The sequence below is a fragment of the Halorubrum xinjiangense genome (assembly GCF_900102375.1).
Lineage (GTDB): Archaea > Halobacteriota > Halobacteria > Halobacteriales > Haloferacaceae > Halorubrum > Halorubrum xinjiangense.
The window spans coordinates 280,035-304,838 of sequence record NZ_FNBO01000002.1; the positions used below are offsets into that span (position 1 = coordinate 280,035).

The 24,804-nt window shown below is 70.8% G+C and carries 25 protein-coding genes; 14 read left to right on the forward strand and 11 right to left on the reverse strand.

All coding sequences use genetic code 11. The features are described from left to right. Window positions 1-84: 84 nt before the first annotated feature. The 6 genes from sdhC (at window position 85) to F3H13_RS04320 (ending at window position 4,890) form a co-directional block, all read left to right on the forward strand. Complete coding sequence (gene sdhC, locus F3H13_RS04295; RefSeq protein ID WP_149797818.1) at window positions 85-510, forward strand: succinate dehydrogenase, cytochrome b556 subunit; 426 nt, start codon at window positions 85-87, stop codon at window positions 508-510. Window position 511: 1 nt separating this feature from the next. Then, complete coding sequence (locus tag F3H13_RS04300) at window positions 512-883, forward strand: succinate dehydrogenase hydrophobic membrane anchor subunit (RefSeq protein WP_004596874.1); 372 nt, start codon at window positions 512-514, stop codon at window positions 881-883. 7 nt (window positions 884-890) lie between these two features. Then, complete coding sequence (locus F3H13_RS04305; RefSeq protein WP_149797819.1) at window positions 891-1,781, forward strand: succinate dehydrogenase/fumarate reductase iron-sulfur subunit; 891 nt, start codon at window positions 891-893, stop codon at window positions 1,779-1,781. 53 nt (window positions 1,782-1,834) lie between these two features. After that, on the forward strand, window positions 1,835-3,664 hold the full coding sequence (locus tag F3H13_RS04310; RefSeq protein WP_149797820.1) for an FAD-binding protein: 1,830 nt from the start codon (window positions 1,835-1,837) through the stop codon (window positions 3,662-3,664). 266 nt (window positions 3,665-3,930) lie between these two features. Continuing rightward, window positions 3,931-4,158: a helix-turn-helix domain-containing protein gene (locus F3H13_RS04315; protein WP_053770751.1), complete on the forward strand. Its 228-nt coding sequence runs from the start codon at window positions 3,931-3,933 to the stop codon at window positions 4,156-4,158. Window positions 4,159-4,254: 96 nt separating this feature from the next. Then, a complete protein-coding gene (locus tag F3H13_RS04320) occupies window positions 4,255-4,890 on the forward strand; it encodes a uracil-DNA glycosylase (protein ID WP_149797874.1) in 636 nt (211 codons plus the stop codon). 27 nt (window positions 4,891-4,917) lie between these two features. Here F3H13_RS04320 and F3H13_RS04325 read toward each other — a convergent pair whose 3' ends face one another. Continuing rightward, complete coding sequence (locus tag F3H13_RS04325; protein WP_149797821.1) at window positions 4,918-6,093, reverse strand: NAD-binding protein; 1,176 nt, start codon at window positions 6,091-6,093, stop codon at window positions 4,918-4,920. Window positions 6,094-6,275: 182 nt separating this feature from the next. Between F3H13_RS04325 and F3H13_RS04330 the strand changes: the two genes are divergently transcribed. The 4 genes from F3H13_RS04330 to F3H13_RS04345 are packed head-to-tail and all read left to right on the forward strand — an operon-like array spanning window position 6,276 to window position 10,424. Further along, on the forward strand, window positions 6,276-7,541 hold the full coding sequence (locus tag F3H13_RS04330; protein ID WP_149797822.1) for a potassium channel family protein: 1,266 nt from the start codon (window positions 6,276-6,278) through the stop codon (window positions 7,539-7,541). Then, complete coding sequence (locus F3H13_RS04335) at window positions 7,538-9,007, forward strand: potassium transporter TrkA (RefSeq protein WP_149797823.1); 1,470 nt, start codon at window positions 7,538-7,540, stop codon at window positions 9,005-9,007. The genes F3H13_RS04330 and F3H13_RS04335 overlap by 4 nt, the downstream gene beginning before the upstream one ends. Before the next feature lie 22 nt (window positions 9,008-9,029). After that, window positions 9,030-9,314, forward strand: a complete 285-nt coding sequence (locus tag F3H13_RS04340; RefSeq protein ID WP_149797824.1) for a ubiquitin-like small modifier protein 1 — start codon at window positions 9,030-9,032, stop codon at window positions 9,312-9,314. A gap of 39 nt (window positions 9,315-9,353) precedes the next feature. Continuing rightward, window positions 9,354-10,424 (forward strand): deoxyhypusine synthase, encoded by a 1,071-nt coding sequence (locus tag F3H13_RS04345; RefSeq protein ID WP_149797825.1) that lies wholly within the window; start codon window positions 9,354-9,356, stop codon window positions 10,422-10,424. 426 nt (window positions 10,425-10,850) lie between these two features. Here the strand turns inward: F3H13_RS04345 and F3H13_RS04350 are convergent, their stop codons facing one another. From F3H13_RS04350 to F3H13_RS04370, 5 genes are all read right to left on the reverse strand, one after another. Next, window positions 10,851-11,885, reverse strand: coding sequence for an LLM class flavin-dependent oxidoreductase (locus F3H13_RS04350; RefSeq protein WP_149797826.1), 1,035 nt, complete (start codon window positions 11,883-11,885; stop codon window positions 10,851-10,853). Between the two features lie 391 nt (window positions 11,886-12,276). Next, on the reverse strand, window positions 12,277-12,453 hold the full coding sequence (locus F3H13_RS04355) for a 50S ribosomal protein L37e (RefSeq protein ID WP_017344112.1): 177 nt from the start codon (window positions 12,451-12,453) through the stop codon (window positions 12,277-12,279). After that, the gene (locus F3H13_RS04360; RefSeq protein ID WP_149797827.1) at window positions 12,450-12,692 is read right to left on the reverse strand and encodes an LSM domain-containing protein; all 243 of its coding nucleotides are present in this window, start codon (window positions 12,690-12,692) and stop codon (window positions 12,450-12,452) included. The genes F3H13_RS04355 and F3H13_RS04360 overlap by 4 nt, the downstream gene beginning before the upstream one ends. Before the next feature lie 93 nt (window positions 12,693-12,785). Beyond that, window positions 12,786-14,150 (reverse strand): twin-arginine translocation signal domain-containing protein, encoded by a 1,365-nt coding sequence (locus F3H13_RS04365; protein WP_149797828.1) that lies wholly within the window; start codon window positions 14,148-14,150, stop codon window positions 12,786-12,788. After that, window positions 14,147-14,800 carry a hypothetical protein gene (locus F3H13_RS04370; RefSeq protein ID WP_149797829.1) on the reverse strand — a complete coding sequence of 218 codons (654 nt, stop codon included), beginning with the start codon at window positions 14,798-14,800 and terminating at the stop codon, window positions 14,147-14,149. The genes F3H13_RS04365 and F3H13_RS04370 overlap by 4 nt, the downstream gene beginning before the upstream one ends. A gap of 281 nt (window positions 14,801-15,081) precedes the next feature. On the opposite strand from F3H13_RS04370, the gene F3H13_RS04375 reads away from it, so the two are divergent. From F3H13_RS04375 to F3H13_RS04385, 3 genes are all read left to right on the forward strand, one after another. Next, the gene (locus tag F3H13_RS04375) at window positions 15,082-16,434 is read left to right on the forward strand and encodes a ribonuclease J (RefSeq protein WP_121596176.1); all 1,353 of its coding nucleotides are present in this window, start codon (window positions 15,082-15,084) and stop codon (window positions 16,432-16,434) included. Further along, a complete protein-coding gene (gene idsA3, locus F3H13_RS04380; protein WP_149797830.1) occupies window positions 16,431-17,477 on the forward strand; it encodes a geranylfarnesyl diphosphate synthase in 1,047 nt (348 codons plus the stop codon). Before F3H13_RS04375 ends, idsA3 begins: the two co-directional genes overlap by 4 nt. A gap of 142 nt (window positions 17,478-17,619) precedes the next feature. Continuing rightward, complete coding sequence (locus tag F3H13_RS04385) at window positions 17,620-18,534, forward strand: DMT family transporter (RefSeq protein WP_149797831.1); 915 nt, start codon at window positions 17,620-17,622, stop codon at window positions 18,532-18,534. Window positions 18,535-18,571: 37 nt separating this feature from the next. Here F3H13_RS04385 and F3H13_RS04390 read toward each other — a convergent pair whose 3' ends face one another. From F3H13_RS04390 to F3H13_RS04405, 5 genes are all read right to left on the reverse strand, one after another. Then, window positions 18,572-19,651 (reverse strand): hypothetical protein, encoded by a 1,080-nt coding sequence (locus tag F3H13_RS04390; RefSeq protein ID WP_149797832.1) that lies wholly within the window; start codon window positions 19,649-19,651, stop codon window positions 18,572-18,574. Further along, window positions 19,648-20,796 (reverse strand): S49 family peptidase, encoded by a 1,149-nt coding sequence (locus F3H13_RS04395; RefSeq protein ID WP_149797833.1) that lies wholly within the window; start codon window positions 20,794-20,796, stop codon window positions 19,648-19,650. Before F3H13_RS04395 ends, F3H13_RS04390 begins: the two co-directional genes overlap by 4 nt. Further along, window positions 20,793-20,957, reverse strand: a complete 165-nt coding sequence (locus F3H13_RS16110) for a hypothetical protein (protein ID WP_188127994.1) — start codon at window positions 20,955-20,957, stop codon at window positions 20,793-20,795. Before F3H13_RS16110 ends, F3H13_RS04395 begins: the two co-directional genes overlap by 4 nt. Continuing rightward, the gene (locus F3H13_RS04400; protein ID WP_149797834.1) at window positions 20,954-22,108 is read right to left on the reverse strand and encodes a hypothetical protein; all 1,155 of its coding nucleotides are present in this window, start codon (window positions 22,106-22,108) and stop codon (window positions 20,954-20,956) included. Before F3H13_RS04400 ends, F3H13_RS16110 begins: the two co-directional genes overlap by 4 nt. 86 nt (window positions 22,109-22,194) lie before the next feature. Next, a complete protein-coding gene (locus tag F3H13_RS04405) occupies window positions 22,195-22,662 on the reverse strand; it encodes a peroxiredoxin (RefSeq protein ID WP_149797835.1) in 468 nt (155 codons plus the stop codon). A 74-nt stretch (window positions 22,663-22,736) separates the two neighbouring features. On the opposite strand from F3H13_RS04405, the gene F3H13_RS04410 reads away from it, so the two are divergent. After that, window positions 22,737-24,800, forward strand: coding sequence for a histidine kinase N-terminal 7TM domain-containing protein (locus F3H13_RS04410; protein WP_149797836.1), 2,064 nt, complete (start codon window positions 22,737-22,739; stop codon window positions 24,798-24,800). The last annotated feature ends 4 nt before the right edge of the window (window positions 24,801-24,804 follow it).

A 24,804-nucleotide genomic window follows, 5' to 3' on the forward strand; every position in this document is an offset into this window, starting at 1 on the left:
GCGGTTGCTGGGCGCTCTGCGGCGCGGGAGCGAAGGCCGCCGTGTTAGAAACTACTATACGACCCCAGTTCAGAACCGTTAGGTATGAGTCAGTCGTACAATCGAGGCCTCATCGAGGACTTCAGCCGCTGGCGGGAGTTCGAGGCGGGGATGTGGGCGTGGATCTTCCATAAGTTCACGGGATGGGTGCTCATCGGGTACCTGTTCACGCATATCGCCGTGTTGAGTACGGGTATTCCGGCGGCCGGTGCCGGCGAGGCGGCGATCGCCGCCGGAAACGACGTGTACACGCAGACCATCGTCTCGCTAGAGGGACTGCTGCTCGTCCGTATCCTTGAGGTCGGCCTGCTGGCCGTCGCCGTCTTCCACATGCTCAACGGGACCCGGCTCCTCCTCACCGACCTCGGCGTCGGGCTGGACGCACAGGACAAGAGCTTCTACGCGTCGCTGATCTTGACCGGAGCGATCACCGTCGCGTCAGTGCCGACGTTCCTCGCGGGGGCGTTCTGAGATGGCCGAGCGCTACTCCTCGTTCCAGTCGGGCGGCCGGATGTGGTTCCTCCAGCGGGTCACGGCGGTCTTCCTTCTGGTCGTGTTAGCGTTCCACTTCTTCCTGCTCCACTTCGTCCACCACGCCGACGAGGTGTCGTTCCTCGCCAGCTCCGCCCGGATGGAGCAGCTGAGCTACTACTCGCTGATGATCCTCTTCCTCGTGACCGCGACGTTCCACGGGGTCAACGGCGTCTACAACGCCTTAGTCAATCAGGGGCTGACCGGCACGAAACGCACCGTGATCAAGTGGACGCTCGTCGCCGCGAGCGTCGTGTTGATCGCCCAGGGAATCCGCACCGCGAACGCGTGGGCGGGCATCGGACTCTACTGAACAGACCATGAGCACGCAAATTCCGAAGCAGACCGAGGAATCGACCGAGGCCGACGCCGAGACGGAGCCGGCCTCGAAGGGCGACGAGCGCCGCGCCGAGAAGCGCCGCCGCGCGGCCGAGCGCCGCGAGCAGCGACAGGAGGAGGAGGCCGAGAAGGCGGCCGCAGACGAGAGCACGGTTGAGCTGAAGGTGTTCCGCTACGACCCGCAGGTCGAGGGGAAACAGGAGCCGCGGTTCGACACGTTCCACGTCCCGTTCACGAAGGGGATGACCGTCCTCGACGCGTTGATGTACGCGCGCGACACGTACGACTCCTCGCTCACCTTCCGGCACTCCTGCCGGCAGGCGGTGTGCGGCTCCGACGCGATGTTCGTCAACGGCGGCCAGAAGCTGGCGTGTAAGACGCAGATCTCGGACCTCGACGAGCCGGTCCGTGTCGAGCCGCTCCCCCACGCCGAGGTGACGAAAGACCTCGTCGTCGACATGGAGCACTTCTACGACCAGATGGAGGCCGTCGAGCCGTACTTCCAGACGAACGAGTACCCGGACGGTGAGCTCGAAGAGCAGCGCCAGGACCGGGAGAACCGCGAGAAGATCAAGATGTCCACGCGCTGTATCTGGTGTGGCGCGTGCATGTCCTCGTGTAACATCGCCGCGGGCGACAACGAGTATCTCGGGCCGGCCGCGATCAACAAGGCATACCGGTTCGCGATGGACGAGCGCGAGGGCGAGGAGATCAAACAGAAGCGCCTGGAGATCATCGAGCAGGAACACGGCGTCTGGCGGTGTCAGACCCAGTTCTCCTGTACGGAGGTGTGTCCGAAGGACATCCCCCTCACCGAGCACATCCAGGAGCTGAAGCGCGAGGCGGTCAAAAACAATCTGAAGTTCTGGTAATTCCGACAGACAGTATCAAGGGACTCCGGAACTTACGGAAATACATACCAACAATGTACGAACACGACGTCGTCGTCGTCGGGGCCGGCGGGGCGGGACTCCGGGCGGCGATCGCGGCACAGGAAGCGGGCGCGGACGTGGCGATGGTGTCGAAGCTCCATCCCGTCCGGTCGCACACGGGCGCGGCAGAGGGCGGGATCAACGCGGCGCTGCGCGACGCCGACTCCTGGCAGGACCACGCGTACGACACGATGAAGGGGTCCGACTACCTCGGCGACGCGCCCGCGGTCGAGGCGCTCTGTCAGGAGAGCCCCGAGGAGGTCATCCGGCTCGAACACTGGGGGATGCCGTTCTCCCGCGAGGACGACGGCCGCGTCTCCCAGCGGCCGTTCGGTGGTCTCTCGTTCCCGCGCACGACGTACGCGGGCGCCGAGACCGGCCACCAGATGCTCCACACGATGTACGAGCAGGTGGTCAAACGGGGAATCACGGTGTACGACGAGTGGCACGTGATGGATCTGGCCGTCACCGACGAGGACGACCCGGCGGAGCGGACCTGCCACGGCGTCGTCGCGTACGACATCCAGAGCGGCGAGATAAGCGGCTTCCGCGCCGAGAACGGCGTCATCCTCGCGACGGGCGGGATGGGGCAGGTGTTCGACCACACCACCAACGCGGTGGCGAACACCGGCGACGGCGTCGCGATGGCGTACCGCGCCGGCGTCCCGATGGAGGACATGGAGTTCATCCAGTTCCACCCGACGACGCTGCCGTCGACCGGCGTCCTCATCTCCGAGGGCGTCCGCGGCGAGGGGGGTATCCTCTACAACAGCGAGGGCGAGCGGTTCATGTTCGAACACGGGTACGCGAACAACGACGGCGAGCTCGCCTCCCGCGACGTCGTCTCCCGCGCCGAGCTGACCGAGGTCAACGAGGGGCGCGGCATTGAGGACGAGTACGTCCACCTCGACATGCGGCATTTAGGCGAGGAGCGCATCCTCGACCGCCTGGAGAACATCCTCCACCTCGCGGAGGACTTCGAGGGCGCCGACGGGCTCACGGAGCCGATGCCGGTCAAGCCCGGCCAGCACTACGCGATGGGCGGCATCGAGACGAACGAGTTCGGCGAGACCGTCATCGACGGCCTCTACGCCGCCGGCGAGTGCGCCTGCGCCTCCGTCCATGGCGCGAACCGCCTCGGCGGGAACGCGCTTCCCGAGCTCATCGTCTTCGGCAAACGCGCCGGCCGCCACGCCGCCGGCGAGGAGATGGGCGAGGCCGAGATCGAGACCGGCCGCTCGGGCGACTGGCAGCCCGCGGACTACGAGTTCGGCGTCGAGGTCGGCGAGGCCGGCGGCTCGGGCACGGCCGCGGCCGACGGCGGCGCCGTGGCGACCGACGCCGAGAGCGTCGTCGGAGGCGCCGTCGACCGGGCGCAGGAGCGCGTTGAGGAGCTGCTCTCGCGCAAGGGTCGCAACCATGCGGAGATCCGCTCCGCCGTTCAGGAGACGATGACGGCCAACGTCAACGTGTTCCGCGAGGAGGGCCGGTTAGAGGAGACCCTCGAGGACCTCCGCGAGGCTCGCGAGGCGTACAAGGACGTCGCGGTGTCGGACCCGTCGCGGACGTTCAACACCGACCTCATCCACACCATCGAGACGCGGAACATTCTCGACATCGCGGAGGCGCTGACGATGGGCGCGCTCGCCCGCGAGGAGTTCCGGGGTGCCCACTGGCGCAAGGAACACCAGGAGCGCAAAGACGAGAACTGGCTGAAACACACGCTCATCTCGTGGAACGACGGCGAGCCGGAGCTGTGGTACAAGCCGGTCGTCCTCGAGGGCGAGAACAAGACGTACGAGCCGAAGAGCCGCTCGTACTGAGCCGGCCAGCGACGCTCGATCGGTCGCGGCGCCTCGCCGCGGGCTCGTTCCGCTCTCGCCGGATCGATCCGGATCGTTCACGATTTCCTATCCGTCGACGGTCGAAACCGAGCGTCGATACGCGTCGATTCATCGTTCGTCGATCGACGTTTTTCGTGTGAATCCGCGAACATCGCCGGTTTCAGGCGTTCTCCGACTTGTTCCGACTGTTTCGACGACTGTTGAATAGGGGGTTTATTATCGTCGAACCCAACGTATCGGACAAGATGATCGAGACGGAAACCGCGTCCGCGGCGGCCCCGGCGCTGCCCCGGGAGCTCCAGTCCCCCCGCGCCAAGCTCGTGTACCTGTACCTGACCACGAACGGCGACGCCACGGTCTCGGAGATGGGCGAGTCGCTCGGAATGAAGAAGCTCTCCTTATACAGCATCCTGAAGACGCTCCGCAACGAGGGGCTCGTCGACTGCGACGGCGACTGCTACGTCCCGAACTGAGCGGTCGCGTTCCGGCGACGCGCTGCCCCTCCATTTCTGCCGTCAGAGTCCAGTCCGCGTCGGAGCGTTTAGGAACGCGGAGCGCGCATGGCAACCGTGGACGCGAACCAGACGGAGTTCGAGAACCCGTTCGGGATGGACCCCGACTGCGAGAACTGCGACGAGCTGTGCGGCGCCCGCGACCGCGTCGTTCACGGCTACGGCGACGTCGGCGCCGAGTTCCTCGTGGTCGGGACGGCGCCGACCGAAGCCGCCGAGCGCAACGGCGTCCCCTTCACCGGCTCGGGCGGCGGCGAGCGGGTCCAGTCGATCTTCGGCGACCTCGGCTTCGTCCGATCGGAGCCGGACGCCGCGGAACCGGACGTGCAAAACCTCTTCTTCACGAACCTGACGCGGTGTCGACACCCCGAGCGCGGGCCGACGGACTGGGAGGCAGAGACCTGCGAGCCCTTCCTCAACGCGGAGATCCGGATGATAAACCCGCAGATAATCGTGCCGGTCGGCGAGCGACCGCTCCGCGAGTTGGCCGTCGAGTACACGACGCGTCGGCCGGACTCCTTCGACGTCGACGCCGAACACGCGACGACCATCCGCGGGCGCGGGTTCGAACTCGTGCCGATGAAGGAGCCGACGGTAATGAGCGACGACGAGGCCGACGCCTTCCGCGATCACATGCGCGAGAATGTGTTGAGTCGGGACTACCGGCAGACGAAGGGGCGGCGGAGCCGCTGAGCGGTCGGCGTCGACTCGGCCGCGGCTTCAGTCGTCGAGGTCGATATCCTCGAGGATCCCTTCGGTCGCGTCCCTGCTGTCCGCGCCGAACGCGCAGTCGACGATGATGTGCCCGCCGAGCGTCGTCGGCGAGATCACCTGGTCGGCGCCGGCGCGGCGGAGCTTGTCGACGTTCTCGCGCTGGGTCACCGCCGCGACGATCCGCACGTCCGGGTTGAGCTGCCGGGCGGTGAGGATGGCGAGCGCGTCGCGCGCGTCGTCCTCGGTGGCGGCGACGACCGCGCGGGCCCCGTCGAGGTTGACCCGTTCGAGCGGGTCGACGTCGCTGGGGTCCGCGGTGAACACCGGGATGTCGCGCTCTGAGAGTCGCCTTGCGGCGGTCTCGTCGGGCGTTACGACGGCGTACTCGACACCGTCGCGGGCGTCGAGCTCTTCGAGAATCGGTTCCGTCAGGTCCCCGTAGCCGAGGACGAGGACGTGGTCGTCGAGGAGATCGATCTGTCTGTCGGTCATTTTTCCGAGCGCCTTGGAGAGCTGCGCCTCGATGGCGGGCGTGAGGAGAACCCCGAGCGCCACCGCGAAGGCGGCGACGTTCATCACGAGCGAGGAGAGCACGAACAGCTGGGCGATGTCGGACTCCGGGCCGGTCGCCGGGATCACGTCCCCGTAGCCGACCGTGGAGGCGGTGACGACGGTGAAGTAGAACGCGTCGACGATGGTCTCGACCCCGTTGAACTGGTCGCGGAGCGCGTACGTGCCGACCGTGCCGTACGAGACCGCGGTCACGAGCGCCGCGCCGGCCGCGAGCTGCGTGGGCGACGGCCTGTAGTCCCTGTCGAACCGCCCCCGATTGATCACGAGCGTCGGCGCGGACAGGAGGGACAGCGCCACGAGGGGGAAAGACAGGACGGACGCCTGCATCAGCCCCTGAAGGGCCGTCAGCGGCAACAGCACGGCCGTGGTGTACCACCCCACGCGGTACCCGCTCCGGAGCGCGAACCCGCTCCCAAACATCGCGAAGCCGGTTATCGTCCCCGTGAACCCGACCGTCTGTCGGACGACCGGGTGGACGTACGGGGCGAGCGGCCCGTCGACGCCGAGCCCGCCGATCTGGGCGAGCCCGGCGAGGATCGACAGCACCGCGACCGCGAACGTCAGGAGGATCGACGCCCGAACGGTCACCCAGTCCCGGGTCAGCTCCATATCCCCGGGTGGCCGAGACCGAACTTAAACCCCGCGAGGGCGAGTCGACCCCACGAATTCGGCGGCGGCACGGGGCGCGACTCCGCGGTTCGACGGCGGCACGGGGCGCGACTCCGCGAGGCACCTCCCGCCGCGCGGTCCGCGCCGATGCACGTTTAACCGACCCCTCGGTTGGAAGGGGTATGTCGCTGCCCGTCGAGATCGTCTTCGGCGTCTACCTCGGCGTCATCACCGGGATCGTCCCCGCGCTGGTGGCCGGGACCCTGGGGTTCGTGTTCAAGTACGTGACGGACGTGACGATCCCGGGGCTCGGCGTGGTCGTGTTATCGCTCGCTATCGCCGGGGTCAACGGCGGGCTGCTCGCGCTCAACGACGAGACGATCCGGTCGTCGGAGCGCGCGCCGGCGATCCTCACGGCGATCGTCGTAGTGCTGATGCTCTCGATGTACGCCCACGCGCAGGGGGACCGGCTCGGCGCCAACGTGCCCAAGCGAATCTCGCTCAAACAGCTCCGCGACCGGACCCTCTCGACCGACGTGATCGAGCTGGTCGGCGGCCGGGGGCGCGTCTCCGTCGAGGTCGCCGGGGAGGTGAACGACATGGAGGGGTACCCGCCGCTGCCGGCCGACACCCGACGCGCGATCCTCGACGGCGACTGGACGTTCCCCGCCGACCTCCCGCTCGCGGAGCTCGAAGACCGCCTCGCCGAGCGGCTCCAGACCGAGCTCGACCTCGCGGACGTGGCGGTCCGGATCGACGAGCAGGCGCGCGCGACGGTGGCGGCCGCGCCGCCGACCGGCGCGCTCTCGAAGCGGGTGCCGGCCGGGAAGCGCGCGGTGTCCGTGTCGGCGCTGGTCCCGACCGGCATCGCCCGCGGCGATGTCGTCCGCGTGATCACCCCCGACCTCGACGCCGAGGGCGCCGTGATCGCCGCCCGGTCGAGCGGGAAGCCGGAGCCGGGCGCCAGGGCCGTGTCGAAGCCTGCCCCCGCGGGCGACGACCCGGACCCGGACGACGACGCTCGGACCGACGGCGGCGAGGAGGCCGTCGCCTCCCAGCCGGCGGCGACCGCGCCGACGACGACCGGCGGCGAGGGACGCGTGACGCTCGCGCTCGACCGCTCCGAGGCGGCGGCGCTCCTCCGCGCCGACCGCGGGCGCGTGCTGGTGCTGTCGCGGGGCACGCGGCGCGAGTACGAGCTCACGGCCCTGCTGCGCCGGGCGGGAAAGCGATTCCGGAAGGTCTCGGTCGTCTCCGGCGGGCCGCTGGACGGCCACACGATCGGCGAGGCCGAGGTCCGCGAGACGTACGACGTCGCCGTCCTCGCGGCCCGCCACGAGTCGTGGACGATCGCGCCCGACGGCTCGCAGTCGCTGTCGGCGGGCGACGACTTATTCGTCGTCGGGAGCCGTGACGCGCTCGATCGGTTTGCGGAGGTGGCCGCGTGAGTCCCGCGCTCGCTGCGGCCGCCGTCCCGGACGCGCTCGCGGCGGTCGTCGACGCCGGCGTCTTCGCGGGCGGCCTCACGGTCGCCGCCGTCGACGTCGGCTTCGCCCGCCCGCGCCAGGCGGCGGTCACGCTCGTCACGTTCGCGGTCGTCGCCGCCCTCGTGGCCGGGGGCGCGGCGCTGGCCTACCGCTGGTACTTCCGCACGGAGATCCCCGAGGGGGTGACGGGCCTGATCGGCGTCTCGGTCGTCGCCTTATACCTCAACACGACCTCGCTGGGATCGGTCGCGATCGGCGACAACCCGGCCCTCCTGGCGCCCGAGAGCGTCTTCTTCAACCTCGTCTCGCTCGGCGTCGCGGCGGTGCTGGCCCCCGTCGGCCGGTACGCGGGCGACCGGCTCGCGGTCGACGTGTTCGCGCTCTCCGGGGCCAAACAGCTCGAGGGCGAACTGAGCGGGATCGTGCGCGCCGTCGGGCGGTTCACGGCGGTGACGCTCCCGCCGGCCGACGACATCGGCGACATGGACACGTACGACCCCGTCTCGCCGGAGAAGAAGGCGGAACTCGCGGAGACGACGCTGCTGTTCCCGCGGAAGCTCTCGGCGGCGGAACTCCGCGAGCGGCTCGTCGCCCGGCTCAAAGACGAGTACGGCGTCGGCTACGTCGACCTCGACCTCGACGAGGACGGAACGGTCGAGTACTTCGCCGTCGGCTCCCGCGCCGCGGGCCTCGGCCCGACGCTCGCGCCGGGGTCGGCGGCGGTCGCGGTCGCGGCGGACCCGCCGAACAACGCCACCGTCGGTGACACGGTCCAGCTGTGGCGCGACGACCCGGAGCCGAAACGCGTCGCGACCGGTGAGCTCCGCGGCGTCGCCGGCGACGCCGTCACCGTCGCGCTCGACGAGTCCGACGCCGAACGGCTGACGGCGGAGGGCGGCTACCGCCTCGTGACGCTGCCCGCGGAGCCGCAGGCGGACCGCGAGTTCGCCTCCCTGCTTCGCACCGCCGACGAGACGATGGCCTCCGTCGCGGTCGGCGCCGAGAGCGACCTCGACGGGAGCACCGTCGGCGAGGTCGGGGCCGTCGTCGCCGCGGTCCGCCCGGCCGAGGGATCCGTCCAGCCGATCCCGCCGCGCGCGTACGCGTTCGGCGCCGGCGACCTGGTGTACCTCGTCGGCAGGCCGGGCACGATCCGTCGGTTCGAGGCGGCCGCCGCGTCGCCGGCGGATGCGGACGGAGCAGACGGAACGGCCGAACCGGCGTCCGCGGCCGACCGCGACGCCGAACTCGACGACCTCGACGACCTCGACGACGGAACCGACTTCGACGCGGAGGCCGGCCCCGACGACGCGGACGGGAGCGACGACGGCCCAGCGGACGGGAGCGACGCCGACCCAGCGGACGGGAGCGACGCGGACGGGGCAGACGACGACGGTGCCGAACACGACGGGACGCAACGCTCTTGAGTCGCCCCCGCCGGGATCCGCTATGGAGTGGAAGCTGTTCGCCGACCTCGCGGAGATCGCGGGCGACCGGGTCGTGGCCGTCGACGCGGAGCCGGGCGACACGGTGGGCGACGCGCTCGACGCGCTGCTGGACGCGCACCCGGACCTGCGCGACCGCGTCATGGACGACGGGGCCGTCGCGGACCACATCAACGTCCTCCGGAACGGGCGGAGCGTCCGCCACGACGAGGGGCTCGACGCGACGCTGGAGGCGGGCGACGAGCTTGCGCTGTTCCCGCCCGTGAGCGGCGGCTCGGCCGGTGGGTAGATCGGTCGTTTCAAACGCGCGCCGACCCCATCGAGAGCCATGACCGACAGCGACGAGGGGACGCGAGACGACGCCGGGGACGCCGACGGTGACGGACACGACCACGGCGGCCACGAGCCGCACCGCGAGGAGTTCGGCGAGGACCCGGTCGGCCACACGCGCGCGACCGCCGGAATGACGGTGAGCGAGCTCGTCGACGGCTACGGGGACGCGGGGATCGGCGCCGCCGCCGTCAACGAGGCGGGCGACGTGCTCGCGGAGATGTTCGAGAACGACGACTGTACGGTGTTCCTCTCGCTCGCGGGCGCGATGGTCCCCGCCGGCATGCGCCGGATCGTCGCGGACCTCATTCGCGACGGCTACGTCGACGCGCTGGTGACGACCGGGGCGAACCTGACCCACGACGCTATCGAGGCGATCGGCGGGAAACACCACCACGGGCGCACCCACGACCCCGAGAAGAGCCTCCGCGAGCACGACGAGGGGCTCCGCGACGAGGGGGTCGACCGCATCTACAACGTCTACCTCCCGCAGGAGCACTTCGCCGAGTTCGAGGGGCACCTCCGCGAGGAGGTGTTCCCGGAATTAGAGGGGGAAGACGCCGTCTCCATCGCCGACCTCACGCGTGAGCTCGGCCGCGCGAACGCCGAGGTCAACGAGCGCGACGACGTCCCGGAGGGGCCGGGCGTCGCGGCCGCGGCCTACGAGTGCGACGTGCCGATCTACTGTCCCGCGGTCCAGGACTCCGTGCTGGGGCTTCAGGCGTGGATGTACGCCCAGACCGCCGACTTCACGCTCGATGCCTTAGCGGATATGACCGAGCTGACCGACCTCGCCTTCGAGGCCGACGACGCGGGATGCCTGCTCGTCGGCGGCGGCGTCCCGAAGAACTTCACGCTCCAGACGATGCTCGTCACGCCGCGGGCGTACGACTACGCCGTTCAGATCACGATGGACCCCGAGGCGACCGGCGGGCTCTCCGGGGCGACCCTCGAAGAGGCGCGCTCGTGGGGCAAACTGGAGAAGGACGCGCGCAACGCCTCCGTCTACGGCGACGCGACCGTGATGCTCCCGATGCTTATCGCCGCAGCCCGCGAGCGCGTGGAGTAGGAGCGCGAGTGCGGCCCTGACCGCACAACTGTTTATAAAACAATCTGCGGTGGCGCGTGCCTGCGAGCGGCCGCCCCCGGCGGCCGCGAGACAGCACGCGCGAGGGAGTCGCTGGCGGCGCTAGCCGCCAGCGACGAGGTTGGGGAGGCGTGAGGTGCGGTTGCGGTGCTGTGCGGGGCGGGACTCAAAGGGGCAGCCGCGAGGGCTCGGCGCGCGACGCAAGGACCGCAGGCGCGAACGGAGTGAGCGCCGAGGACCGCAGCGAGCGCACCGAGCCCTCGCGGCTGGGGCTTTGGCTGTGTCAGTCACCGAGCCGTCAGCAGCCATTTATAAGTAAGCGGCTGGGGCTTTGGCGGTATCCGTCACTGTCGGTCAGTTTCCTCATCTAACTGAGCAATCGAGAACGTCCACCGCCCCAAGACCGAACTATTCCCGCCCGTCCAGATCCATCGCCTCGGCCAGCAGCGCGTGCGAGTCGAGCGCGTCGTCGTGGTCCGGCACGGTGTGCTGGATCATCACCTCGTCGACGCCGACGCGGTCGGCCAGCTGCGCTAACAGCCCCGAAATCGTCTCCGGGCTCCCGGAGATCGACCGCGGCCACTCGTCGTCGTCGAGCGTCGCGGGCGTGGGCTCGGGCGCGCCGCCGAGCTCCTCGACCGCCTCCTCGACGGTCGGCGTCTCGTCGCCCAGCTCGCCGCGTTGCATCCGCCGGAACGTCGCCTCCGCGGGCGCGCGCCGCCGGGCCGCGGCCTCGTCCGTCTCCGCCGCGACCGCGTTGACCGCGACCATCCCGCGCGGCTCGTCGAGGCTCCCGGGCCCGTTCTCGGGGTCGAACGCCTCGCGGTACGCTGCGAACGCGCGCTCGGCGAACCCGGGGCGGATGAAGCCGGCGAAGCAGTAGCGGAGCCCTAGCTCCCCCGCGATCTCGCCGCTCGACGGGCTCGACCCCAACACCCACGGGACGGCCGGCCCCTCGGCCGATCCCGGCACCGAGAGGTCGGTATATGGGTGTTCGGCGGGGTAGGCGTCACGGAGGTGGTTCACGACCGCGGTGACCCGCTCGCGGTGGTCCTCGTTCGGGTTCTCGACGCGGCGGTCGGTGCCGAGCGCGCGGTCGGACGCGGGCGAGCCGTTGGCGCGGCCCATCCCGAGGTCGACGCGGCCGGGGGCCAGGCCGTCGAGGACGCCGAACGACTCGGCCACCTTGAACGGGCTGTAGTGGTTCAAAAGGACCGCGCCCGACCCGATCCGGATCGACTCCGTCGCGCCCGCGAGCCGCCCGAGCAGCACCTCGGGCGTGGTGCCCGCGAGGCGGTCGCTCATCCCGTGGTGTTCGGCGACCCAGAACCGCTCGTAGCCCAGTTGCTCGGCGTGGCGCGCGGCGTCGACCGTGTTCGCGAACGCGTCCGCCGCGGTGCCGCCACGGGGGACCGGCGAGAGGTCGACGACAGAGAGTTCCATACCCCCGGTCGACGACTGACCCGGTTAACGGTTGGCTCGCCGGCGGGGTGTTCGGGGAATCGAAACTGATCAGACGCGGTGGCGCGTGCCTGCGAGCGGCCGCCCCCGGCGGCCGCGAGTCAGCACGCGCGAGGGAGTCGCGAGCGCTTTTAAGCGCGAGCGACGAGGCTGGGGAGGCGTGAGGTGCGGTCGCTGTGCGGGGCGGGTGGGACTCAAAGGGGCAGCCGCGAGTCCTCCCGGCTGGGGCTTTGGCGGTCTTCGCCGCTCTTCAGTCAGCAGGCGTTTATAAGGGAACAGTTGGGTCTTGAAGTCCTTTCTCGTGTTTCGGTTCTCTATTTATAAGCGCACAGCTACGCAAATAAAAGCGAAAAGAAACCGAAGAGACCGCGGCTCAGTTGTCGCCGGTCTTCGACTGCCACGCGTAGTCGCGCCGGGAGGCGGACTCGCCGAAGCCGCAGGAGGCGCAGCGCTCCTTTTTGACGTGGTAGGACTTCTCGCCGCAGCGTCGACACTTCACGTGAACCGTCTTGTTCTTTTTCCCCTGCGAGGGCGTACCTGCTCCGGTCATGCTTTGATGGTGACGACGTTATCGCCGCGTATAATCGTTGTGTCTTCGATCGCGACCGCGAACTCGCCGTCGAGATTGTCGTCGACGCGGTCGTCCACGTCGGCCTCGGGCTCGATGACGACGTTCATGTGCTGGTCGTAGCCGCCGAGGACGCCGTAGTACGTCGTGCCGTCCTTCAGGTGTACCGTCACCGGCTCCTCGAGCGACGCTTCGAGCACGTCGAGGGGTCGTCCACTCATTGTCCGTATCGCCGCCCCTCGCGGTAATAAAAATACCGGGACGCAGCCCCCGAGCCCGGCCAGCTTGACACGAACCGGGTGACACGACCCGGCTCACCCCAGCCGCTCGCGGACGAACTCCGCCGCCGCCGGGACCGCGCTCGCGTACAGGGCGACGTACGTCAGACTCGCCTGCGTCCGCCGCGCGGAGCTGTACCCCTCCTCGACTCGGTCGGCGGCGTACCCGACCATCTCCAGCCCGGGCCGAACGAGCCGCGTCGCCAGCGGATCGCCGCCGTCGACGACCGCGCTCACCGCCGCTCGCGCCCGGTCCGCGGCCGACCGCACTGACGATTCCGTGGGGGTCTCCCGGTGCTCCCCGTCGCGGATCTCGCCGACGGCCGTCCGGAACGCGTCGATCTCGGCCAGCGCGATCCCGGACTCCACCACGGCGGTGGCGTGTTCGCCCGCATCGAATGCCCGCCTGACGTCGTCGACCGCCGACTCGACCCGAGTCTCGCTCGTGGCCGCCAACTCCTGTGCGACCGTGCCGCTCAGGTCCTCGTCGGCGAACGGCTCCTCGCCGCCGGTGCGCTCGCGGACGGCCGACCGCGTCCGGCTCACCGAGCCTCGCAGTCCCTCGGCGGCCGCGACCAGCGACGCCCACCGCGGCGCCGCGCCGTCGCGCCCGTCGAGGGACGCGTTCCGGAGCCCCTCGGCGTCGGCCGCGGCCGCCCCCGCGCGCTCGACGCGGGCGACTGCCTCGCCGGCGCGGAACGGCTCGGCGACGGGATCCCCGGGGTACGTCACGCGGGGCTCGACGTATCCCGCGCACTCCGCGAGCAGCGACTCGACGGGTTCGTACGCCAGCAGCGCCGTCGCGGGCGACTCGGCCCGGTACTCTAAACCGGCCGCGATCTCCGCGCGGTCGTCGCGGACCGCGCGGCGCCGCGCGGCCAGATCCGAGCGGTCGTCGACGCCGGTGGCCGCGCGGTACGCGCCGCGGACCGCCGCGGCGTCCTCCCGGCGCCGGCGCCACGCGGCGAGGGCGTCGACCGGCCACTCGTCGGAGATCTCGGCGTCCGCGCGCCGACGCGCCTGCTCGCGGTCGTCGCCGATCGCCGCCGCGACCGCCGCGTTGGGGACGTCCGGCTCGGCCGGGACGTCGTCGAGCAGCTCGCGGGCCCGCGCCTCGTGGGCGTCCGCCAGAGACGCGGGGACGGTCGCCGGGAACGGCGACGCCGGCCACTCGGCCGACCCGACGGCGTCGGACGGGAGCGACGCCGTCGCCTCCGGACGCTCCTCGTCGCCGGTGAAGGGGAGCCCGGAGCAGCCGGCGAGCGCTGCCGCCCCCGCCGTCGCGACCCCGGCGAGGAACCGACGACGGGAAGGGGATTCCCGGCTCGAACGCGACTCGCGGCTCGAACGCGACTCGCGGCTCGAACGCGACTCGGGCCGCGAACTTGATGCGCGACTCACGCGCCATCACCGCCCGTCGCGGACGCCGACGCGTTGAAGACGGCCGGCGGTTCCCCCCGCCGGCAGGAGCTTCCCATGCCGCTTCCGCTCCCCATCGAGCGGTCGGCGGCGACGGGGATTCGGATCGCGAACCCGACGGTGTGCGTCTCGTCGGCGTCGCAGTCGACGTCCGCCGGGCGGTACGCCTGACAGAAGTCGGCGTGGGGGTGGAGGTCGCCGTCCGCGAGCTCGCCCGGCTCGACGGACACCGATCGGAGCCGGATCTCCCGACACGCACGCACGGGCATCGCGAGGAGGTACGCCGACGCCGACGCGAAGTCGGTCGCGGCGAGGAACGACCGAAGCCGCTCGCCGGCGTCCGTCTCGGCGAAGGTGAGCTCCGCGAGGTCCTCGTCCGCGACCAGCACGCGCCGCGTCTGCCGCCGCTGGCGCGCCGGTTCGTCGGCGGACAGCGACGGCAGTTCCTCACCCGACGCGACCAGCGCGCCGCCGCGCTCGTCGCGCGCCTTCTCCAATTCGTACTCGTCGATCCGGCGCTCGTGTCGGCTCGGGTAGCTGTTCGACACGGTCTCGCTGCCGGCGCAGCCGGCCAGGGCGGCGATCCCTGACGCGGCCGCGAGGAGGGCTCGGCGGCGGGGAACGTCTGACATCGGCGGCGGTTCGACGGAGAGCGTGAAACGCTTTGCGGGACGCCCCCGGGTCGGGCCGTCGACGTCCGGTTCGGACGCGAACCGTCGTCGCGGAGCCGAACCCGGGAGTTTTTAACGCGCCCGGGAGTACAGCGATGTACCACACTCCCGCGGGACACGGTGAGTCGCGGCGACTCGGCCGTAGCGGGGCCTTCAACGACGCGCGGTAGGACGTAGCGCTGACGGCTCCTTGCGGGGTTTCAGTGACCGACGCCGACCACGGCGTCAGACACGCACACACCATGGAAATCGAAATTGCGACACTCGGCGGTTACGAAGAGGTCGGTCGACAGATGACGGCGGTCCGCGCGGGCGAGGACATCGTCATCTTCGACATGGGCCTGAACCTCAGTAAGGTCCTCATCCACGACAACGTGGAGACCGAGAGCATGCACAGCCTCGACCTGATCGACATGGGCGCCATCCCGGACGACCGGGTCATGAGCGAACTCGAGGGCGACGTCCAAGCGATCGTCCCCACCCACGGTCACCTCGACCACATCGCGGGGATCCCGAAGCTCGCCCACCGGTACGACGCGCCAATCGTCTCCGCGCCGTACACGATCGAGTTAGTCCGCCAGCAGATCGAAGACGAGGGGAAGTTCCAGGTCGACAACGACCTCGTGAAGATGAAGCCGGGCGCCACGATGGCGATCGGCGACTCCGAGCAGGTCGAGATGGAGTTCGTCAACGTCACCCACTCCATCATCGACGCGATCAACCCGGTCCTCCACACGCCCGAGGGCGCGGTCGTCTACGGGCTCGACAAGCGCCTGGACCACGACCCCGTCATCGGTGACCCGATCGACATGGAGCGGTTCCGCGAGATCGGCCGCCAGGACGAGGGCGTCCTCGCGTACATCGAGGACTGCACGAACGCCGGCCGGAAGGGCCGCACGCCCTCCGAGTCGTACGCGAAGAAACACGTCGAGGACACGCTGAAATCGATGGAGGACTACACCGGCGGCATCGTCGCCACCACGTTCTCCTCCCACATCGCCCGCGTGAAGACCCTCGTCGAGTACGCCCGCGAGATCGGCCGCCAGCCGGTCCTCCTCGGGCGCTCGATGGAGAAGTACTCGGGCACGGCCGAGCGGCTCGACTTCGTCGACTTCCAGGGCGACGTCGGCATGTACGGCCACCGCAAGTCCGTCGACCGCGCGTTCAAGCGCATCATGAAGGAGGGGAAGGGAAACTTCCTCCCCATCGTGACGGGCCACCAGGGCGAGCCGCGCGCAATGTTAACCCGGATGGGCCGCGGCGAGACCCCGTACGAAATCGACGACGGCGACAAGGTCGTCTTCAGCGCGAGCGTCATCCCGGAGCCGACCAACGAGGGGCAGCGCTACCAGAGCGAGCAGCTGCTCCGGATGCAGGGCGCGCGCCTCTACGACGACATCCACGTCTCCGGCCACCTCCGCGAGGAGGGCCACTACGAGATGCTCCAGGCGCTCCAGCCGCAGCACCTCATCCCCGGCCACCAGACGCTGGAGGGGCGCTCGCCGTACGTGAACCTCGCGACATCGCAGGGGTACAAGCTCGGACGTGACGTCCACGTCACGCAGAACGGGTCCACCATCCAGCTCGTCGAATGACGAGCGAGACGAAGGAGGCGCGGGTGCTCGACGCCATCCGCGAGCGGCGTGACCTCGTCAACGCCGCTATCGACGAGGAGCTGCCAGTCCAGGAGCCCGAGCGCCTGTACGAGGCGACGCGGTACATCCTCGAAGCGGGCGGGAAGCGACTCCGACCGACGGTGACGACGCTGGCCGCGGAGGCGGTCACCGGCACCGAGCCGATGGGCGGCGACTTCCGCGCGTTTCCGTCGCTCGACGGCGACGCGGTCGACGTGATGCGGGCCGCGGTCGCCATCGAGGTGATCCAGTCGTTCACGCTGATCCACGACGACATCATGGACGAAGACGACCTGCGTCGGGGCGTCCCCGCGGTCCACGAGGCGTACGACGTCTCGACGGCGATCCTCGCGGGCGACACGCTCTACTCGAAGGCGTTCGAGTTCATGACCGAGACGGGCGCGGACCCCCAACACGGGCTCGAAGCGATGCGGATGCTCGCGTCGACCTGTACCGAGATCTGCGAGGGGCAGGCGCTCGACGTCGCCTTCGAGAGCCGCGACGACATCCTCCCCGACGAGTACCTGGAGATGGTCGAGCTGAAGACCGCGGTGCTGTACGGCGCGTCCGCTGCGACGCCCGCCCTCCTCCTCGGCGCCGACGAGGAGGTCGTCGACGCCCTCTACCAGTACGGGATCGACTCCGGGCGCGCGTTCCAGATCCAAGACGACGTGCTCGATCTGACCGTTCCCTCGGAGGATCTCGGCAAGCAGCGCGGCTCCGACCTCGTGGAGGGGAAGGAGACGCTGATCACCCTCCACGCCCGCCAGCAGGGGGTCGACGTGGACGGCCTCGTCGACGCCGACACGCCCGCGGAGGTGACCGAGGCGGCCATCGACGACGCGGTGGCGGCGTTAGAGGACGTCGGCTCCATCGAGTACGCCCGCGAGACCGCCGCGGACCTCACCGAGCGGTCGAAAGAGCACCTCGAGATCCTTCCCCAGAGCGGATCGCGGAGCCTGCTCGAAGACCTCGCGGACTACCTCATCGTCCGCGGCTACTGAGCGGTTCGACCCGATCAGATGGGCCGTCAGCGGGACGGCCCTGGCGACGGCCGTTAGCGGGAGGGCCCCGGCAACAGGGTCGACACCGGCGGTCCGGGCCGCGACGGACACCGCTTTACCCCCGGCGCGCGTTCGGTCGACCGTGTCACGGTACCGAGACGTCGCGCTGTTCCTCCTCCTCGCCCTGCTGTGGGGCGGGTCCTTCGTCGCCATCGAGGTCGGCCTCGACTACTACCCGCCGGTGTTGTACGCCGCCTACCGGTTCGACGTGGCCGCGCTGGCGCTGATCTCGTACGTCTTGATCACGCAGGACGGCCCGTTTCCGCGGACGCGCGGCGACCTCGCCGCGATCGGGTTCAGCGGCGGACTCTCGGTGGCCGCGAACAACTCGCTGCTGTTCGTCGGCCAGCAGTATACCACGAGCGGCATTGCCTCGATCACCTACAGCCTCGTCCCCATCGCGACCGCGGCGGTCGCGGCCGTCTGGATCGGCGGCGCCGGCCTCGACGCGCGCGGCGCGGTCGGCGTCGTCCTCGCGTTCCTCGGCGTGGGGCTCGTCGCGCAGCCGGACCCCGCGAACCTCGGCGGGGGCGTCGCGGTCGGCGTCGGGCTGATCGCGGTCGGCGTCGTCGCCGTCGCGGTGGGCAGCGTCGGCCTCCGGACCGTGGAGACGTCGTTCTCCAGCGTCGCGCTCACCGGGTGGGCGATGGGGTTCGGCGCGCTCGCCATCCACGCGCTCAGCCTCGGGCTGGGCGAGAGCCAGCGGCTCCCCGCCGCGGCGCCGCGCGCGCTCGTCGCGCTGGCGTTCCTCGGGCTGCTCTCGTCGGCGGTGGCGTACACCATCTACTTCACGCTGCTCGACCGGCTCGGCCCCTTCGAGATCAACCTCGTCTCCTACGTCGTGCCGGTCGTCGCCACCGTCGCGGGCGCCCTGCTGCTCGCCGAGCCGGTGACGGCGTACACCGTCGCGGGATTCGCCGTCATCGTCCTCGGCTTCGGGCTGTTGAAACGGCGCGAGATCGCCGACGCGGCCGCCGGGATCCGGTTCCCGGGGTAGGAGAGTCGCGGCAGCGCCGGTCCCGACCGAGCGTCGGCTACGCCGTCGCGTTCCCGGCCGGATCCGTCTCGTTCCCCGACGGGTCGGTCGGCTCGGGCGGCGGCGTCGACCCGCCCGGCGGGACCGCGCCCCCCGGCGGCGCCGCGCCGCCCGGGCCGGTTGGCGACCCGAACGACGCGTCGGGGCTCTCGCCCGTCACGAGGAAGTCCGCGACGTTGCCGATCAGGATGCCGTTATCCGCGCGGTCGGCGTTCTCCGGTTCGAGGAAACTCGAATCGCCGAGCACCGCGAGCGAGTCGCTCCGGACCGCAACGCCGTACGAGCCGGTCTCGCGGGTCGTCGACAGCCGCGACGTCTCCGGGGTGGCGAGCGTCGCCGAGCCGTCGGCGGTCCCGACAGGCGCGGCGCCGCGGAAGACGACCTCCTCGACGCCCTCCGTCAGCGCTCCCGAGCCGGTCGGCTCGACGAACACGCTGAGGTAGTTCGCGTCGTTGTTCTCCATGTCGTACACGTAGCCCGCCTCGCCGTAGACGCCGAACGGCGAGCCGAAGTCGGTGAGCGCGCCGGCGGCGCCGGGGTCGCTCGTCACGAGCGTCCGGCCGCCGGCGTCGACGAACGTCTCGACCGCGTCGGCGTCGGTCGCCGACAGCGCGCCGGGGTTCGTGGTGACGAACGCGTCCGCGTCCGAGAGCATCGACGGCAGCGGCTCCGACCCCACGGCCCCGCCGTAGAACCGGACCTCGTGGCCGTTCTCGACGAGCGCCGCGGTGAGCGGCGCGACGCCGCGCCGGACGCCGCCGAGCGCCCCGACGTCCGCCTCCGCGGGCGCGTCGCGGTCCTCGATCGGCAGGATCGACGTGCCGCCGCCGGGTCCGGCCGCCCCGCCGCCGAGGTGGACGACCACCGTGTTCGACGGCTCGCTGCTCTCCATCTCGACCTCGCCGCCCTCGCTGGCCGTCTCCGGCTCGACCGCGTCCGCCTGCCAGTGGTCGTCCGCGACCGCGTCGGTCTCGGGCGGCGCGTCGTCGAGGACGACTCCCCCAACGGCGGCGACGCCGACGATAGCGAGGAAGACCAGCGCGAAGGCGCCGATCGTCGTTCGCAGGTCGACGCTCATGCGCCGTCACCCCCGTTCGCCGCGGCCGAGCCCTCGTCGCTCGTCGCGTCTCCGTCGCCGCCGGTCGTCGTCCCTGCGACGGCCTCGCCGCCGTCCGCGGTCGGTCGCCCGGTGTAGCTCGTCATCTCGACGTTGTCGCCGACGGTCTCGTCCCACGCCGCCGGCGCGACCGCGAGAATGAGTCCGTCGCCGAGCGTCTCCTCGGAGTCGTCGGCGACGACGACCGTCCCATCGTCCCGCTCCAACAGCGGGATGCCGCCGGGTACGGGGCTCTCCGTGCGCCGCGTGTCGACCTCGTAGTCGTCGATCTCCGCCTCCGTGGCGGCGTCGGCGACCGCGCCGTCGACGAAGCCGAACTCGTCGGCGAAGCCGTTCTCGACGGCCTCGGTACCGAGGTAGGCGTCGGCGTGGGCGATCGCCTCGCGGTCGAGTTCGATCTCATCGCCGCGCTGCTCGATCACGTTCTCGACGAAGAGGTTCGCGAGCGTCTGTCGGCGCTCGCGCTGGGTGTCCGGATCGCCGCCGGCCTTATCCGGGCCGGTCGTCCCCGCGTTCGGGCCGTTCGGGGCCGGCGCGGTGCCGGCCACGCCGACGCTGCCGACCGCCTGGGCGGAGGGCGCGACGTAGATCCGGTCGGCGGGCGCGATAGCGAGGTAGGCGCCGGACGCGCCGAGCGTGTCGACGGCGGCGTACACCGGCATCACCGACGCGGTGCGGTCGACCGCGGCGTACATCCGCTCGCTCTGCGCGGGCAGGCCGCCCCCGCTGTCGACCTCCAGCACGACCGCCTCGATCGAGTCGTTCGTGCGGGCGTCGCGGAGGTTGTCCTCGACGTGTTGTGCCGTCGCCGAGTCGATGGTGCCGTCGATCTCGATCACGGCGACCGTCCCGTCGGGCCCCGTCACGGCGCCGTACACGCCGGGTGCGACCAGCAGCCCCGCGGCCACCGCGAGGACCGCGGCGACGCCGATCGCGTGCCGGGTCTCGATTCGGTCGAGGAACGACCCGGACGCGTCGTCCGCGGCCGGTCGCTCGGTCGGTGTCCGCTGTCGGTCGGTCGCCGTCGGCGATCGATCCGGGCTCGTCGCCTCCGTGCCATCCGTCGGTTCGTCGGGAGTCCTCGGAGGCGAGTCCCCGGAACTCATCGACTCGTCCTCGTTCGATACGGCTGTCGTGGCGTGTGGTCTGTCGTCGTCATCGTGGGTTCGCTCGCGTGTCGGTCACTGGTCGATACGTCCGCGTCGTACTCGCGGTCGACGGCGTCGCTCTCACGGCTGGCACTCTCGCGGTCGACGGCGTCGCTCACGCGTCGGCCACCTTGATCGGGTCACCGACGCTCCCGTCGAACAGCGAGGCGTGGGCCGCGAAGAGGTCGCGCTCGGCGGCGGCGTCGACGATCACGGTCCGCCCGTGTCGGGCGACGCTCGCGTCGGAAAGCGAGGGATCTCCCTCGCGGGCGGCCCGCGCTATCGCTTCCGCCGTCTCCCTGTCGAGGCGTCGCGGGTCCGCGACCGCCCCGTACCGCAGCGCGACGGACGGGTCCTCGGCGTCGCCGTCGTCGCTCGCGTCGCCGCTCGCGTCGGTCCCCGTCGCCGCCTTCTCGTCGGTCACGCGGAGCGACGCCCCGACCGCGCCCGAGGCGTCGACCGCCGTGCGCAGTTCGTCGGGCGCGTCGGCGAGCACGCTCCGGAGGTGATCGCGGGCGTCCGGTCCGAGGTCGACGCACACCGTCGCGTCGCCCCCGAGCAGCGAGGGGAGGGGGCCGTAGCTCGCGGTCGTTCCCGCTTGCCGCCGGGTTCCGCCGTCGACGCGCTCGCCGACGCCGGCGTCGCGGTGTGCCGCGGCGACGGCCGCGCTCGGGCCGTACCCGGCCACGAGTTCATCGGAGGCCACGGCGACGGCCGACCCGAGGCCCCGCGCCCGGAACCGGGCGAACCCGGAGCCGTCGTCCGCCTCGCGAACCGCGTCAGGATCGGCGTCGAGCTCGGCGGTCAGCGCGGCGGCGTCGACATCGCCGACCGCCACGGCGCACCCCTCCACTCCGTCCGCCGTAAGCGCGGCGCCGCCGGTCGCCTGCCGCACGGCGGCGAGCGACACGCTCTCGTACCGGTCGATCAGTCGCCGGAGTCGACCGCCGATCCCGCTCGGGAGGCCGGTCGCCGTCAGGGCCGCGGGGTCGACGCGGCCGGTCACGACGGTGTCGACGGCGCTCGACGCGGCCGCGGCCGGATCGTAGGTCCCGGCGGCGACCGCGGAGCGCGGCTCGTCGGAAGTTGAAGCGACGCCGTCGCTCCCCGTCTCGCCGCCGCTCGACTCGGCTCTGGCCGCGACCGGATCGACCGCGAGGGTCCCGTCGGGCGGCGGTTCGGTGGTCAGGGCGTCGATCGGTCCGCCGACTCCCAGCCCGGTCGCCGCCAGCGCCGCTAGACGCTTCGCGAACGTTCGCTTGGAGGGCATCGTTTCACCTGACTCATGACAAGTAATAATACTACCGGGTGGCCGCCGCCGCCGGCGGTTCCCGCTCGCCGACGGCCGGTCAGCGCTCAGTCGTCGAGCGCGCGGATGTCGTCGAGAATTTCGACGGCGTGGTCCTCGGGGGAGACCCCCTCGTAGGCCAAGACGACGGTGCCCTCGCGGTCGAGAACGTACGTGTTCCGGAACACGCCGTCGAAGGTGTTCCCGAACATCGACTTCTCGCCGTAGGAGTCGTACGCGCTCGACACCTCGCCGTCGGGGTCCGAGAGGAGCGTGAAGGGGAGGTCGTACTCCGTGGCGAACGGTTCGAGGTCGTCGACCGGGTCGTCGCTGATCCCGACGACGGCGACGTCGGCCGCCTCGAACGCGTCCCACTCGTCGCGGAAACCGCACGCCTCGGCGGTGCAGCCAGGGGTGTCGGCGCGGGGGTAGAAGTACACGACCGTGTGGCTGGCCGCGGCCGGGTCGACGGTAACCGTTTCGCCGCGGTGGTCGGTGAGCGTGATCTCGGGTGCGGAGTCGCCCGGTTCGAGCATGGGGATCGACTCTCCGCAACCGTGTTAGGGGATTCGGTCCCTTTTTATCGAGGTCTCGCATTCATCTGGTATCGATGGCGTGGCAACCGACGCCGTACACGGTTCCGCTGCTTGTCGCGGCCGTCCCGTCCTTTGCGTTCGCCGCCTACGCGCTCGGGAACCGCTCGCGCGGCGGCCACGCCCTCCTCTGGTCTTTCGTCGGCGTCGCGGGCACCGCCGGCGTCTGGTCGCTGGCGTACGCGGCGCAGCTGTCGGCGACCGCGCTCGGTCTCACGCTGTACTTCAACCGCTTCGTCTGGCTCGGCGCCGCCGGACTGGCGGTGGCGTGGCCCGCCTTCGTCCTCTCGTACGTCGACCGGACCGGGTGGCTCGGTCGCCGTCGCTTCGCACTCTTCTGGGTCGTCCCCGCCGCGGTCGTGGCCGCCGTCTGGACGGTCGGCGTCGACCCCCTGTTCTACGCAGAGCCCTCCCTCGTTGACGCCGGCGGCTACCGCGTCTTGGAGTACACGCCGACGCCCGCGCTGCTCGGGTTCGTCGGCTACACCTACGCGGTCAACCTGTTCACCTTCGCTGTTCTCGGCTACGCCGCGGTCTCCCGCGACGGCGTGTTCCGCCGACAGGCGGCCGTCCTCTTCGTCGCCGGCGTCGCGCCGCTAGCGCTCGGCGCGGCCGGCATCGCGGGGTTTGTCGGGCCGGAGAACGGGCTCGTCGACTTCACCCCGATCGCCTTCAGCGGGACCCCGGCGCTCCTGGCATGGGTCGTGTTCCGGTATCGGCTGCTCGACGTCTCGCCGATCGCCCGCGACGCGGTGTTCGCAAACCTCTCCGACGGCGTCGTCGTCTGCGACGCCGACGGGCGGGTGGTCGACCGCAACGACCCGGCCCAGGCGCTGTTCCCCGACGCCGAACTCGGCGTCGGGGTCGACGAGGTGTTCGCCGACGTCCCGGCGGTCGCGGACGCGGTGACCGACGCGAGGTCGGACGACGAGTTCCGCGTGACGGTCGGCGGGGACGGCGGCGCCCCGTGGTTCCTGACGGTCGGCGTCCACGACATCACCGGGCCGGGAACGACCCGCGGCGGGACGGTCCTGTTGTTCCACGACGTCACCGAGCGGGAAACCCTCCAGCGGCGGTACCGCGCCCTCATCGAGAAGTCGCCGAACGTGATCGCGGTCTGCGGCGAGGACGGGCTCCTCCGGTACGTGAGCCCGTCGATAGAGCGGCTGCTCGGCCATCAGACGAACGAGATCGAGGGGCGCCCGATCATCGACTTGGTCCACCCCGAGGACCGACGCGAGGCCCAGCGGGCCTTCGAGCGCGCCTTCGACACCGCCGAGCCGCAGTCGATAACGCACCGGATCGCCTGTGACGACGGCAGCTGGCGCCGGTTCGAGACGGTGATCGAGCGGCTGTTCGAGGACGCCCGCGAGGTCGTCATCACCGCCACCGACGTCACGGACGCGCGGCGGTACGAACAGCGGCTTCAGGTGTTAAACCGGGTGCTGCGACACGACCTGAAAAACGACACCAACGTCATCGGAGGGTACGCCGACCTGCTCCGCGACCACGTCGACGAGGAGGGCGACCCCTACCTCGACATCATCGACCGGAAGGTCCGGACGCTGACCCACCTCAGCGATCAGGCCCGCGAGATCGACGTCGCGCTCCACAGCGACGCGGGCCGGACCGAGATCGATCTCGCAGCGCTCGTCGACCGGCTCTGTGAGTCGCTGTCGTCGTCGTTCCCGCGAGCGACGGTGACGGTGACCGTCCCCGAGTCGGCCGTCGTCTCCGCGGACGAGCTGTTGGAGTCCGCGATACGGAACGTGTTGGAGAACGCCGTCGTCCACAACGACGGCGACAACCCGCACGTGGAGGCGACCGTCGTCGCCGACGGCGACCGATTCCGGCTCGACGTGGCCGACGACGGTCCGGGGATCCCGCCGGTCGAGCGAACGGTGTTCTCGGAGGCCCGGGAGACGGCGCTCGAACACGCGAGCGGGCTCGGCCTCTGGCTCGTCCACTGGATCGTCACGGAGTCCGGCGGCGACCTCGAGATCGACACCCGCGAGCCGACCGGAACGGTGGTACGGATGTGGCTCCCGCGAGCGACCGAGGAGAGCGAGGAGAGCGAGTAGGCCC

Bases quoted from the DNA above. Each gene is read 5' to 3' on its own strand.
- F3H13_RS04410 (WP_149797836.1), top strand. From the start codon at position 22,737: ATGGCGTGGCAACCGACGCCGTACACGGTTCCGCTGCTTGTCGCGGCC.
- F3H13_RS04340 (WP_149797824.1), top strand. From the start codon at position 9,030: ATGGAGTGGAAGCTGTTCGCCGACCTCGCGGAGATCGCGGGCGACCGG.
- F3H13_RS04315 (WP_053770751.1), top strand. From the start codon at position 3,931: ATGATCGAGACGGAAACCGCGTCCGCGGCGGCCCCGGCGCTGCCCCGG.
- F3H13_RS04370 (WP_149797829.1), bottom strand. From the start codon at position 14,800: ATGTCAGACGTTCCCCGCCGCCGAGCCCTCCTCGCGGCCGCGTCAGGG.
- F3H13_RS04390 (WP_149797832.1), bottom strand. From the start codon at position 19,651: ATGAGCGTCGACCTGCGAACGACGATCGGCGCCTTCGCGCTGGTCTTC.
- F3H13_RS04405 (WP_149797835.1), bottom strand. From the start codon at position 22,662: ATGCTCGAACCGGGCGACTCCGCACCCGAGATCACGCTCACCGACCAC.
- F3H13_RS04350 (WP_149797826.1), bottom strand. From the start codon at position 11,885: ATGGAACTCTCTGTCGTCGACCTCTCGCCGGTCCCCCGTGGCGGCACC.
- sdhC (WP_149797818.1), top strand. From the start codon at position 85: ATGAGTCAGTCGTACAATCGAGGCCTCATCGAGGACTTCAGCCGCTGG.
- F3H13_RS04305 (WP_149797819.1), top strand. From the start codon at position 891: ATGAGCACGCAAATTCCGAAGCAGACCGAGGAATCGACCGAGGCCGAC.
- F3H13_RS04400 (WP_149797834.1), bottom strand. From the start codon at position 22,108: ATGCCCTCCAAGCGAACGTTCGCGAAGCGTCTAGCGGCGCTGGCGGCG.
- F3H13_RS04360 (WP_149797827.1), bottom strand. From the start codon at position 12,692: ATGAGTGGACGACCCCTCGACGTGCTCGAAGCGTCGCTCGAGGAGCCG.
- F3H13_RS04330 (WP_149797822.1), top strand. From the start codon at position 6,276: ATGTCGCTGCCCGTCGAGATCGTCTTCGGCGTCTACCTCGGCGTCATC.
- F3H13_RS04325 (WP_149797821.1), bottom strand. From the start codon at position 6,093: ATGGAGCTGACCCGGGACTGGGTGACCGTTCGGGCGTCGATCCTCCTG.
- F3H13_RS04395 (WP_149797833.1), bottom strand. From the start codon at position 20,796: ATGAGTTCCGGGGACTCGCCTCCGAGGACTCCCGACGAACCGACGGAT.
- F3H13_RS04375 (WP_121596176.1), top strand. From the start codon at position 15,082: ATGGAAATCGAAATTGCGACACTCGGCGGTTACGAAGAGGTCGGTCGA.
- F3H13_RS04310 (WP_149797820.1), top strand. From the start codon at position 1,835: ATGTACGAACACGACGTCGTCGTCGTCGGGGCCGGCGGGGCGGGACTC.
- F3H13_RS04345 (WP_149797825.1), top strand. From the start codon at position 9,354: ATGACCGACAGCGACGAGGGGACGCGAGACGACGCCGGGGACGCCGAC.
- idsA3 (WP_149797830.1), top strand. From the start codon at position 16,431: ATGACGAGCGAGACGAAGGAGGCGCGGGTGCTCGACGCCATCCGCGAG.
- F3H13_RS04300 (WP_004596874.1), top strand. From the start codon at position 512: ATGGCCGAGCGCTACTCCTCGTTCCAGTCGGGCGGCCGGATGTGGTTC.
- F3H13_RS04355 (WP_017344112.1), bottom strand. From the start codon at position 12,453: ATGACCGGAGCAGGTACGCCCTCGCAGGGGAAAAAGAACAAGACGGTT.